The following is an 11,959-nucleotide window of genomic DNA, read 5'->3' on the forward strand; positions in this document are numbered from 1 at the left end:
GTGTTGCATTGCACGCCGAACCCTTTTTGCATTCTGCGCTTACAGACTGCCCGATTCGCGTTTGGTGTTTGGCGCTGGCGTTGACGGCGGAGTACGGCCATTACTGGTCAAGCGCGATAGCGTCTCGCTGCGTACCTGGAACGGTGGGTATGGCAGTGTAATGCCATGCTCGCGGTAACCGGCCAGAATCAACTGATGGATCTCGTGGCGTAGCGGCATGCGGTGACCCATCTCGGCGGCGTAAATACGCAGCTCAAAGATTTGGATACCCTGCTGTAGATCGACCAGATATACCTCTGGTGCCGGGGTATCCAACACCAGCGAACAGCGCTCGGCGGCGTTGGTCAGGATCTTGGTCACCTCTTCGCTGTTGGCTTCTCCCGGCGCCGGCACCGTCAGTACTACACGGGTCAGGTTGTCCGACAGCGACCAGTTAATGAACTGCTCGGTGATAAACGCCTTGTTCGGCACAATGATCTCTTTGCGATCCCAATCCGAAATGGTGGTGGCGCGAGTATTGATCTTGGTAACGCTGCCGGTCAGGTTGCGGATCGTTACGGTATCGCCGATGCGGATCGGTTTTTCGAACAAAATGATCAGGCCGGAGATAAAGTTGGAGAAGATCTCCTGCATACCGAAGCCCAACCCCACGCTGAGCGCGGTCACGACCCACTGTAGTTTCGACCATTCAATGCCGATCCACGAGAAGCTGAGCAGGGCGCCGAACAGCAACAGTAGGTACTTGGTGATGGTGGTAATGGCATAGCCGGTGCCTGGCGTCAGATCCAGGTGTTGCAGTACCGCCAGCTCCAGCAGCGCCGGCAGGTTACGTACCAACTGCATGGTGACAATCAGCACCAGAATGGCGATTAACACCGCACCCAGGGTAATCGGATGCGCGGTATCCACCCCATTGACCGTCGAGCTGACGTTCCACAGGGTGATATTTTCCAGGAAGCTAAAGGCGGAATGGATCTCTGACCACAGCACGATCACCGACACCAACGCGATCATCGTCAGGATCGAACGGACCAGCCGCAACGACTGGGCGCTGATGGTGTCCAGATCGATCTCCGAATCATCCAGGTCCATCGAACCTTCGGTACTGTTAGGCGTGTGTGAGCTTTCTTCCTCACCGCGAGCACGCTGGGCCAGGATATCGGCGCGGCGCTGCTTGGCACGGTCAAAGGCGATACGCCGCCGCTGGATCAGCATCCAGCGGCGAATAATATGGTAAATCACCAGCAGGAAGAACCAGATGGCGACCGAGGTTTCCAGACGCGCCAGCAGCGCCTGTGAAGTGGTCAGGTAGCCGACGGCCGAGGCCAGCGCTGCCAAAACCGGTGCCGACAGCAGCAGTCCCCACAGCGCGGTGTTGACCATGTTCTCGCCGGAGCCTTTCTTGTCCAGATACAGCGGGATCCCGGCGCGTTTCAGGCTGTTGGTCACGAGAGCCAATGCCAGACACAGCAAGATGAAGCACAGCCGGCCAAGGGTATTGGCAAATTCACGTTCTTTCAGGCTGTCGAAGGTGATCAGCGCCATGATCAGCGGCACGATCAGCCAGATCGACATTTTGTAGTAACGCATGGCGCGCGAAACCTGTTTCGCCGGCCAGCGGAAATGCACGATAAACAGCCCTTGTGGATGGGCGAAGGCGGCGCAGATCATACAGACCCACAAGATCGGCAACGTGGCGGTGACGCCCTTGCCGATGGCTTCGGCTACCGGGTAGTTCCAGGCACTTTGCAGGCCAAAGCCGAGCGCAGCCCACAGTACCGGCAGCGGCAGCGCCACCAGAATCGACCAGAACACGGTGCGTACCGTCAGGAAGAACTCATCCTGAGTGACTTTGCCCACCCGGCTGCTGGCGCGTGTCAGGAAGGCGTGGTAGTGCTTGCGGGAACTGATGCTGAAAATCACCAGCAGCAGGGCGCCGAAAATGGGGATCAGCGTTTCTTTGCTGGTGACCATCATCATAAAGGCGCCGCCGAGCTGCGACAGCGTATCCAGTGACAGTAACAGGGTGAGATCGTGCGCCACGTTAATCGGGTAGGACAGGTTGATCGGATTAATGTCCGGTACCCAGAACAGATAGCGGTGGGTGGCGTCCCGGATTTCGTTCAGCGCTTCAATCAGCTGGGTGTTGGCGACTTTCAGCTTGGTCAGTTCGAGAATTTGGGTATCACAACCCGAGAGCAGTGAATTCAGCAGTTCGCGCTGGGTACGCAACTGGGCGTCAACGATACGCCGTTCCGCGCTGGTCAGCTCACTGCCGTCGTCGCGCTTAAACTCACGCTGTGAGAGCTTCTCCAGCTGGCTTTCAAACTGCAGCCGTTGCACGCGGAGTTGGGCCATATCACCGTCCAACTGCTGCGGCTTGGGCATTTCCGGCAGTGTCGCCACCTGGGCACGCAGGGTTTCACCTAGCGCCGATGAGGAGCCGAGCCACTGGGCTTGTTCGATAATGGTGCTTAATGCCTGGCGCACCTGCAGCGTTTGCGCGGCAGCCTGACGTTGTTGGGATGAGATCAGATCCATGCGCTGGGCCTGATTGTTCAACGCGGCGGAAAGCTCGCGGTTGATCTGTAGCTGCTGGCTGATGCTTTTCGGCAGGTCACCGTTCTGCTCGGCCAGCTGCTCGGTTTTTTCCAGTGCCAGTTCGGCTTCACGCTGCCGCTGGGCATTGAGGTTATTACGCAGCGCCTGCAGCTGGATGTCGATTTTCTCGTGGCGCTTTTTGTAGACCTCGGCGCGCATCCGCGCCAGTTCCTGGCGATTATTGGCCGACAGTTGTGCCAGTTCGAGTTCATCGACTTTGGCCTTGCGCGCAGCAGCTTCGGTCTGCAATAACGCCAGCGCGGCCTGAGCATGCGGGGTGGTCGGATTGGCAGGCTGGGCCTGCAGGCGGCGCTGTACTTCCGTCAGCGCCCGGCGAGCATCGGTCTGCTGCTGAGGCAATTGGCCGAGAGAATCGCTGATTTCCCGCGTTCGCTCCTGTTCCTGCTGTAACAGACGAGCCTGTTCCAGCAGCAGGCTGCTGGTTTGCAGGATCTGCTGCTCGAGATCGCTGGCCGGCAGGTTATCGCCGTTCGGCAAGATCTTACTGTCTTCCACCACCAGTTGACGGCGCAGTTCCTGCGTCATCTTCGGGAAATCGTCGATCACCCGCTGATACTGCTCAACGCGGGTCAACGACTCTTTGCGTTCCGATAACCAGTTAAGGGCGCTCTGCAGCGCCTCAGTGGTTTCCGCCTGATTAGGCGCGTTCTTGGTGCTCTCTACCTGCTTCAGCTCCTGTTTAAGCTGATTTTCGGTAGGCACCGTGGCTGCCAGCACCGATTGAGACAATAAACAACCGAGCAATAGCGTGATAATCAGGCGCACAGTATCAATTCCCTTAGATCTGCGGTGTTTGTGCGGCGGCAGGTACAGCCGGGATTTCTGCGAAGGCCTCGCCCATGCGGGTTACGGTGCCGTTGTTCAACTGCGGGGCAAACTGCACGCTGCCTGGGGTAAACAGGTTGATGACCGTTGAGCCCAGCTTGAAGCGGCCCATTTCTGCCCCTTTCTCCAGTGCGATAGCGCCTTCAGAGCCTTCTGCCGGATAGGTCCAGCGTTTGATGATCCCTTCGCGCGGTGGTGTAACGGTGCCGGCCCAAACGGTTTCGATGCTGCCAACGATGGTGGCACCCACCAGGATTTGCACCATGGGGCCGATGGCGGTATCGAATACGCAGATCACACGCTCATTGCGGGCAAACAGATTTGGCACGTTGGCGGCAGTCAGCGGGTTGACGGAAAACAGGTCGCCCGGGACGTAAATCATTTCGCGCAGCACGCCGTCGCACGGCATATGCACGCGGTGATAATCACGCGGTGCCAGGTAAGTGGTGGCGAACAGGCCATTGCGGAACGGCTCGGCCAGCATGTAGTTGCCGGCCAGCAGTGCTTCCAGGCTGTAGTAATGGCCTTTTGCCTGGAAAATCTGGTCGTCGTTGATTGGGCCGAGTTGGCTAATCGCACCGTCGGCAGGCAGCGCCAGCCAGTTGGCATCGCTGATGATAGGACGCGCGCCATCACGCAGCGGGCGCACAAAGAATTCGTTGAAGCTGGCGTAAGAACTCAGCTCTGGGTGTTGCGACTCTTGCATATTCACACGGTAGTAACGGGCGAATGCCTTCAGTACCAACTGGGTCAGCCAACCGGCTTTTTTATCCGCGCCCCAGCCAGCCAGACGGGTCAGCGCCAGCTTGGGTAACCAATACTGCAATTTAATTTTGATGCTATCCAGCACATTAACCTCGTGAATCGGGGTAAAGGGCGCGCATTGTAACCGTGGCTCCGCCACAGTCAACGCCGCCCGGTATTATCAGCCTGCGGCGTCGGTAAAGTTCTTGCGAACCTTCACGGATGCCATGCTTTCCAGAATGCGATGGTAGTTTTCAAAACGCTCTTTCGCGATATCGCCTTTCTCCATCGCCCCGCGGATGGCGCAGCCTGGGTCGGTGTCGTGGCGGCAGTCGCGGAATTTACAACCGCCCAAATAGTCACGGAATTCGACATAGGCTTGAGTCACTTGTTCCGGCTCCAGATGCCACAGACCAAACTCACGCACACCCGGTGAATCGATCACATCGCCGCCGTGCTGGAAATGGTACAGCCGCGCGGCGGTGGTGGTATGTTGCCCGAGGCCTGAGACATCGGAAACCTGATTTACCAGAATTTGCTTATCGCTCGGTGGCAGCAGGGCATTCAACAGGCTGGATTTGCCCACCCCGGACTGGCCGGCAAAGATACTGATACGATCAACCAGCGCTTGTTCAAACGCCTCCATGCCTTCACGCGTCTGGCTGGAGACTTCCAACACCCGATAGCCGATATGGCGATAGATATCCATCATGCCGTCGACGTGCTTGCGTGCTTCGGCATCCAGCAGATCGATTTTGTTCAGTACGATCAGCGGTTCGACCTCCAGTGTTTCACAAGCCACCAGGTAGCGGTCGATCATATTCAGTGACAGCTCTGGCAGAATTGCGGAAACGATGACGATCTGATCGATATTGGCAGCGATGGGTTTCACGCCGTCGTAAATGTCGGGACGATTCAGGACGGAAGTGCGTTCATGCACGGCCTCGACGATGCCTTTGACCCCTGCATGGGTGCCGACGCCTGGGCGCCACACTACGCGATCGCCAGTCACCAGCGAACGCAATGTCCGGCGGATATTGCAGCGGTGCTGGGTGCCATCCGCGGCTTCAACGTCGGCGTGCATGCCGAAACGGCTGATGACGATGCCGTCTTGCGGCTCGCCCAGTTGGGAATCATCCAATTCCGGTTTCTTATCTGTGCGTTTCAGACGACGTTGATGGTTCGCCTGCACGCGGCGTTCTTGACCTTTGGACAGTTTGTTCTTGCTCACTGCGCCTCACTTGAATCCGCTTTATCGCTCATGGCGACCAAAACGACTATGATACACGCTATTTTATATTAAATAACCGTTGTTAGCCGCTACGCGCAGCGGACCTCCGTCGGTAAATAGCCAGCGCCGGTCGCCGCCTTGTCTGCAGTTTGTTTATCTTTTGGCTTTTACGCAGGAAATATCATGACAGGAAACGAAAATAACCTGATTTGGATCGATCTGGAGATGACCGGATTGGATCCTGAACGCGATCGTATCATCGAGATCGCTACATTGGTCACTGACGCCAATCTGAACATTCTTGCGGAAGGGCCGGTGATCGCCGTGCATCAATCCGATGAGCAGCTTGGCCTGATGGATGACTGGAACGTGCGCACTCATACCGGCAGTGGGTTGGTGGAGCGGGTGAAGGCCAGCCAATTCGATGATCATGCCGCCGAGCTGGCCACCATTGCCTTCCTGCAGCAGTGGGTGCCGGCAGGTAAATCACCGATCTGCGGTAACAGTGTGGGCCAGGACCGCCGTTTCCTGTTCCGTTACATGCCTGAGCTGGAAGCCTACTTCCATTACCGCTATCTGGACGTCAGTACTTTGAAAGAGCTGGCGCGTCGTTGGAAGCCGGAAATTCTCAGCGGTTTTAAAAAGCAGGGCACTCATCAGGCAATGGATGATATCCGTGAGTCGGTGGGCGAATTGGCCTATTACCGTGAGCATTTCATTAAGTTGTAATGGATGCACGGCCCCTTAACCGGGGTCGTCTTGTCAAAAGCGGCCGATCCCGCCGCTTAATTAGCCAGTTTGGCGCTTTAATCGGCAATCAAACAAAAAACGTGTTTTTTTGCTTTCAGGGGCTTGCGGCAGAAAGGATTTCTCGTATAATGCGCACCCCGTACCGATGAAGAATTTCGTTTAGTTCCGACATCGTTACGCCGGGCGGGAATAGCTCAGTTGGTAGAGCACGACCTTGCCAAGGTCGGGGTCGCGAGTTCGAGTCTCGTTTCCCGCTCCAAATTCAACAATGCTGCTTTATGTGGCGTGATGAATAAAAAAAGTATCAAGTAGTACCCATGCGACGCGGGAATAGCTCAGTTGGTAGAGCACGACCTTGCCAAGGTCGGGGTCGCGAGTTCGAGTCTCGTTTCCCGCTCCAAAAAATTCAAAGGCCATGTTGTTGTTTGATGGCCGGATGCACAAGCATCTCAATGCGGGAATAGCTCAGTTGGTAGAGCACGACCTTGCCAAGGTCGGGGTCGCGAGTTCGAGTCTCGTTTCCCGCTCCAATTTTATCTTCGGTTTAACTTAGTCCAACGCCTTTATCGGCGCGGCTTCTTGTCCCGTTATACATACCCTGTCGAAATGTTGTGAACAGACTTATCCACAGGTAGCGTACATAATACCCTCAGCTCAAAAAATCAACGCCACAGAAATGAAATATTTATTGCATTGATTCGTAAGCATTTTTATTTATCGAAAAACGTTATACCGATCACTTGCTCTTTTTGTTGCAGTTGAAAGACAAAGCATTTTTATTTTTATGCACAAATCCACAGAGTGACTGTTGGGCCCGAAAGCAAGGGTTTAGGCATCCCTCGGTAATCCTTTTTCCACAGCCCGAATCAATCGTTTTTTCTGCGTTGTCTGCACTTCTATACCCTGTGCCTCGCGCCGTCCCAACTGCTGCTCCAGCGCCCAATGAATATGTTCGTCCAGCATGGCGTCCTGTTCCAACCGGGAGCGCAGCGCAATGACTATCGCATCCTGATAAGGGGCATTGCCTAATGCCACGGCAATATTACGCAACCAGCGCAAATGGCCGATTCGCCGGATAGCGGACCCTTCGGTAATGCGCAGGAATTTCTCTTCCGTCCAATCGAACAGTTCAATCAGTTGCGGCGCATGCAACGCAGCTCGTGGGCTGAAGTCATCTTCGTCTGTGAGCTGTGAGAAACGGTTCCACGGGCAGATCAGTTGGCAATCATCGCAGCCGTAAATACGGTTGCCTAACAGTGGGCGGAACTCTTCCGGGATCGCGCCCTCCAGTTCGATGGTGAGGTAGGAGATGCAGCGTCGGGCGTCCACGGTGTAGGGCGCGACGATGGCACCGGTCGGGCAGGTGGTGATACAGGCGACACAGCGGCCACATTGTTCCTGTTGCGGCTTGTCTACCGGCAGGGGCAGATCGATCAGCAGTTCGCCGAGAAAGAACCAGGAACCGGCTTCGCGATTGAGAATAAGTGAGTGTTTACCAACCCAGCCAATCCCGGCCTTGGAGGCCAAGGCGCGTTCCATCACCGGTGCGGAGTCAACAAAAGGGCGAAAATTTAGCTCGCCACAATAGGCCTGGATCTGGTCGCCGAGTTTTTTCAGCCGTTGGCGCAGCAATTTGTGATAGTCCCGCCCCAGTGCATAGCGGCTGACATAACCCAGCTCAGGGTTTTGTAATGTGCTGGCAAAGGCCGCTTTGGCCGGCAGGTAGTTCATGCGTACGCTGATGACACGCAGTGTGCCGGGCAGTAACTCATGAGGCCGGGCGCGCAGCATGCCGTGGCGCGCCATCCATTCCATTTCGCCGTGGTATTGTTTGTCCAGCCAGGCCTGTAGTTTAGGCTCTTCCGCGCTGAGATCGGTGTCGCAGATGCCTACCTGCTGGAATCCTAGCGATTGGCCCCATTGCTTGATATGTTGGGCTAGCTGATTGAGATCGAGGGGGTGAGTCATGACGGGCCACAGTGAAAAACAATACTCTGACAGTTTATCACACTCTGTCTGGTCTGCGGACTGGATCCGGCGTGCGGAAGCCAGCGCCGCCGCCTCGCAAGGTATTTCACTATACCAACTGATGCAACGTGCCGGAGAGGCCGCTTATACCCTGGCGCTTGACCAATACCCGGCCGGCCACCACTGGCTGGTGCTGTGCGGTCATGGCAACAATGGCGGTGACGGTTACGTGGTCGCCAGGCTGGCAGCGGCGGCTGGTGTCAAGGTCAGTCTGATCGCCTGCGAAGGCACGCGCCCACTGCCGCCTGAGGCTGCCGAAGCACGGCAGGCCTGGCTGGCTGCTGGCGGCGAAATTCTTCCGGCTGAGAGCCGTTGGCCGGAGAGCATCGACCTGATTATCGACGGCCTGCTTGGCACCGGGTTGAGCAGCGCACCACGAGCGCCATACCATGCCCTGATTGAAACCGCTAATCGCCACCCCGCACCGGTTATCGCACTCGACATTCCCTCTGGACTGTTGGCTGAAAGCGGCGCTGCGCCTGGGGCGGTGATCCGCGCCAGGCACACGATGACGTTTATTGCCCTCAAACCGGGCCTGTTGACCGGTCAGGCTCGTGACTGGGTCGGGCAACTTCACCAGAGTACGCTAGGATTATCTGGCTGGTTGGCGAAGCAACCGACACCGATTCAGCGGCTTACTGCCGAGTCCTTGCCCCAGTGGCTAAAACCGCGTCGTCCCTGCTCACATAAAGGTGAACAAGGGCGTCTGCTGGTAGTCGGTGGCGATCACGGCTTTGGTGGCGCGATACGTATGGCGGCAGAAGCGGCCTTACGCAGCGGCGCAGGATTGGTGCGAGTACTCACTCACATTGAGCATGTTGGACCCTTGCTGACCGCCAGACCTGAGCTGATGGTGCAGCCTTTGAGTGATGAGGCGCTGCAACAGGCACTCGAGTGGGCTGATGTGCTGGTCGTGGGGCCGGGATTAGGCCAGGGAGAATGGGGTAGGAATGCGCTGAAAGTATTGCAAGCCAGTGATAAACCGGCGTTATGGGACGCGGATGCGCTTAACTTACTGGCATTAAACCCCGAGAAGCGTCAGAATCGTGTGATTACCCCGCATCCTGGGGAGGCGGCACGCCTATTGGGGTGCCGTACTGCCGAGATTGAGAGTGATCGCTTACTTGCAGTGCGTAACCTGGTGGCGCAATACGGTGGCGTAGCCGTGCTGAAAGGCGCCGGCACGCTGATTGCCGATCGGCAAGGCCAAATGGCGATCGCCGACGTCGGCAATGCAGGCATGGCCTCTGGCGGGATGGGTGATGTCCTGTCGGGCATCATCGGCGGTTTGCTGGGGCAAAAGCTCTCGCTGTATGATGCTGCCTGTGCCGGATGTGTGGTGCATGGCGCAACTGCCGATCGCGTGGCGGCAAGACAAGGAATCAGGGGGATGCTGGCGAGTGATTTACTGCCTGAAATTCCTTATTACGTTAATCCTGAGTTGGCATAAATAGAAACTATCGAATGAAAGAACTCGTTTTACCTCTGCCGGATGAGGCAGCGACTGTCGCATTGGGAGCCGTCTTGGCTAAGGCGTGCGATCGTGCCAGCGTAATTTATCTTTACGGTGACCTGGGTGCCGGTAAAACCACCTTCAGCCGGGGTTTCCTGCAGGCATTGGGGCATCAGGGCAACGTTAAAAGCCCAACTTACACGCTGGTGGAGCCGTATGCGCTGCAACCGCTGGCGGTGTACCATTTTGATCTGTATCGCTTAGCCGATCCGGAAGAACTCGAATTTATGGGTATTCGCGATTATTTTGCGCAGGATGCCATTTGCCTGGTGGAATGGCCACAGCAGGGCACGGGCGTATTGCCGGAGCCGGATCTGGAACTGCATCTCAGCTATCAGGATCAGGGGCGAGAGGCAAAAATTCAGGCGGTTTCCGCCTACGGCAGCCAGCTTTTAGACCGTATTCACGGGCCACAGGAATGACGCCGCAATGACGTATGCGTTGAGAAAACTATTCGTAATCGCCCTGATCGCCGTATTGGGGCCCTTGGGTGCGGCCAGTGCGCTGGCGGCATCTTCTCTGTCTGATATTAAAGTCACCAATGCCCAGCGCGAAGCTACGGTTTCGGTGAGCTTCAATGGCCCGCCGGATTATGCCTTCTTCCCTTTACACGGACCTGACCGGGTGGTCCTGGACGTTAACCAGAAGGGCAAAGTTGGCGGTCTGCCGCTGAATTTTAGCGGACAAAACCTGGTGAAAAGCATTCGCTCCAGTACGCCGAAAGATGCCCAGAGCGTGCGGTTGGTGTTTGATCTGACCCAGCGCGCGAAGACCCGGGTGGCGACACGCCAGAGCGGCAGTATCTATACCGTGGTGTTTACCATTGCCGCGGAAGGCCGTGCGAATACAAATGTCGTGCGTAAAGCCCCGGTGCCGGTGCCTGCTCCGGTGGCCGTGAGCCAGCCAGTGCGCAAAGCGCAGGTGGTGAGTGAACCTGAGCCTGAGCCAGTCCCGGTGCGTAAAGCGCCGAGTGGTTCGAACCCCTTCACCAATAAGCCAACCGTGGTTGCAGGTACCGCATCGGAAGTTACGCCGCGTAGCAGCCGCGTTTCCGCAGGTTCCGGCGATCGGGTCGTGGTGGCGATTGATGCCGGTCACGGCGGTCAGGATCCGGGTGCCATCGGGCCGAACGGCCTGAAAGAGAAAAATATCACTATTGCCATCGCTCGTCGCCTGCAGGCGTTGCTGGATGCCGATCCTCAGTTCAAACCGGTCTTAACGCGTAATGGCGACTACTTCATCTCGGTGATGGGACGTTCCGACGTGGCGCGTAAGCAGGGCGCAAACGTGCTGATCTCCATTCACGCCGATGCTGCACCAAACCGCAGTGCCAACGGGGCCTCGGTTTGGGTGTTGTCCAACCGCCGTGCCAACAGTGAGATGGCGGGCTGGCTGGAACAGCATGAGAAACAGTCTGAATTACTGGGTGGGGCGGGTGATCTGCTGGCCAACAGCCAGGCGGACCCTTACCTGAGCCAGGCGGTGCTGGATCTGCAGTTCGGTCACTCGCAACGCGTGGGTTACGATGTCGCGGTTAAAGTCTTGCAGCAGTTGCAAAGCGTCGGTTCATTGCATAAACGTCGTCCGGAACATGCCAGCCTTGGCGTGTTGCGTTCGCCGGACATTCCATCATTGCTGGTGGAAACAGGATTTATCAGTAATAGCACGGAGGAGCGGCTGCTCGGCAGTAGCGCGTATCAGGAAAAAATTGCCAAGGCGATCCATAACGGCCTGCGCAGTTATTTCCTGGCGCATCCGCTACAAGCCGACCCAAAGGTGGAAAACCGACCGCTGGACGTCGCAGCGGCGGTTAACTCCTCAACACCAGACGTCAGTCAGCCTGCACCGGTCGTCAGTTCGGCCGGCAGCAGCCGCATTAGCGGCAAAACACAGATTCACGTGGTGAAGCGGGCGGAAACGCTCTCCGGTATCGCCGACAGCTATGGCACCACCATGGCGGCGTTGCGTGAGCTGAACAAGCTGAAGAAAGATGGCGTGTGGGTCGGCCAGCGCCTCAAAGTGCCGGCGGGTAAAACTGCCGCAGCCAGCACGGTCGCCAAGGCCAAGCCCAGCGTGAAGAAGCCGTCGAAGCACAAAGTGACCCGCGGTGATACTTTGACATCTATTGCCAGTCGTTATGGTGTCAGCGTCAGCGACCTGAAACGCGTGAATAAACTGAAGTCGGACGTCGCGCCGCTGGATCGGACGCTGACCATTCCGCAGGCCTAGTGCCCACATTACAGGAG

At 56.9% G+C, this 11,959-nt stretch carries 8 protein-coding genes and 3 tRNA genes; 7 read left to right on the forward strand and 4 right to left on the reverse strand.

The genetic code is table 11. The features are described 5' to 3' along the window. Nucleotides 1–39: 39 nt before the first annotated feature. From mscM to rsgA, 3 genes are all read right to left on the reverse strand, one after another. Complete coding sequence (mscM, locus tag NHG65_RS01590) at nucleotides 40–3,387, reverse strand: miniconductance mechanosensitive channel MscM (RefSeq protein ID WP_129935268.1); 3,348 nt, start codon at nucleotides 3,385–3,387, stop codon at nucleotides 40–42. A 13-nt stretch (nucleotides 3,388–3,400) separates the two neighbouring features. Then, nucleotides 3,401–4,297 (reverse strand): archaetidylserine decarboxylase, encoded by an 897-nt coding sequence (gene asd / locus NHG65_RS01595; RefSeq protein ID WP_499182869.1) that lies wholly within the window; start codon nucleotides 4,295–4,297, stop codon nucleotides 3,401–3,403. A gap of 75 nt (nucleotides 4,298–4,372) precedes the next feature. Next, on the reverse strand, nucleotides 4,373–5,422 hold the full coding sequence (gene rsgA / locus NHG65_RS01600) for a small ribosomal subunit biogenesis GTPase RsgA (protein WP_078459334.1): 1,050 nt from the start codon (nucleotides 5,420–5,422) through the stop codon (nucleotides 4,373–4,375). A gap of 183 nt (nucleotides 5,423–5,605) precedes the next feature. On the opposite strand from rsgA, the gene orn reads away from it, so the two are divergent. From orn to NHG65_RS01620, 4 genes are all read left to right on the forward strand, one after another. After that, nucleotides 5,606–6,151 (forward strand): oligoribonuclease, encoded by a 546-nt coding sequence (gene orn / locus NHG65_RS01605; RefSeq protein WP_085119392.1) that lies wholly within the window; start codon nucleotides 5,606–5,608, stop codon nucleotides 6,149–6,151. 204 nt (nucleotides 6,152–6,355) lie between these two features. Continuing rightward, nucleotides 6,356–6,431 (forward strand) — tRNA-Gly (locus tag NHG65_RS01610). Between the two features lie 65 nt (nucleotides 6,432–6,496). Beyond that, nucleotides 6,497–6,572, forward strand: a tRNA-Gly gene (locus NHG65_RS01615). 54 nt (nucleotides 6,573–6,626) lie between these two features. Next, nucleotides 6,627–6,702: transfer RNA gene (locus tag NHG65_RS01620), tRNA-Gly, on the forward strand. A 298-nt stretch (nucleotides 6,703–7,000) separates the two neighbouring features. Here the strand turns inward: NHG65_RS01620 and queG are convergent. Further along, nucleotides 7,001–8,140: a tRNA epoxyqueuosine(34) reductase QueG gene (gene queG, locus NHG65_RS01625; RefSeq protein WP_099064464.1), complete on the reverse strand. Its 1,140-nt coding sequence runs from the start codon at nucleotides 8,138–8,140 to the stop codon at nucleotides 7,001–7,003. Here queG and nnr point away from each other — a divergent pair. The 3 genes from nnr to amiB are packed head-to-tail and all read left to right on the forward strand — an operon-like array spanning nucleotide 8,139 to nucleotide 11,942. Continuing rightward, a complete protein-coding gene (gene nnr / locus NHG65_RS01630) occupies nucleotides 8,139–9,650 on the forward strand; it encodes a bifunctional ADP-dependent NAD(P)H-hydrate dehydratase/NAD(P)H-hydrate epimerase (RefSeq protein WP_499182870.1) in 1,512 nt (503 codons plus the stop codon). The two genes, queG and nnr, sit on opposite strands and share 2 nt — an antisense overlap. 14 nt (nucleotides 9,651–9,664) lie before the next feature. Then, the gene (tsaE, locus tag NHG65_RS01635) at nucleotides 9,665–10,135 is read left to right on the forward strand and encodes a tRNA (adenosine(37)-N6)-threonylcarbamoyltransferase complex ATPase subunit type 1 TsaE (protein ID WP_012004890.1); all 471 of its coding nucleotides are present in this window, start codon (nucleotides 9,665–9,667) and stop codon (nucleotides 10,133–10,135) included. 7 nt (nucleotides 10,136–10,142) lie between these two features. Continuing rightward, entirely contained in the window at nucleotides 10,143–11,942 is a 1,800-nt protein-coding gene (gene amiB / locus NHG65_RS01640; protein WP_499182871.1) for an N-acetylmuramoyl-L-alanine amidase AmiB, read from the forward strand. Nucleotides 11,943–11,959 lie beyond the last annotated feature (17 nt).

The sequence above is a fragment of the Serratia myotis genome, from assembly GCF_027474885.1.
Lineage (GTDB): Bacteria > Pseudomonadota > Gammaproteobacteria > Enterobacterales > Enterobacteriaceae > Serratia > Serratia proteamaculans.

Excerpts from the sequence above, each read along its gene's own strand:
- orn (WP_085119392.1), top strand. The coding sequence starts at position 5,606 with ATGACAGGAAACGAAAATAACCTGATTTGGATCGATCTGGAGATGACC.
- nnr (WP_499182870.1), top strand. The coding sequence starts at position 8,139 with ATGACGGGCCACAGTGAAAAACAATACTCTGACAGTTTATCACACTCT.
- queG (WP_099064464.1), bottom strand. The coding sequence starts at position 8,140 with ATGACTCACCCCCTCGATCTCAATCAGCTAGCCCAACATATCAAGCAA.
- tsaE (WP_012004890.1), top strand. The coding sequence starts at position 9,665 with ATGAAAGAACTCGTTTTACCTCTGCCGGATGAGGCAGCGACTGTCGCA.
- amiB (WP_499182871.1), top strand. The coding sequence starts at position 10,143 with ATGACGTATGCGTTGAGAAAACTATTCGTAATCGCCCTGATCGCCGTA.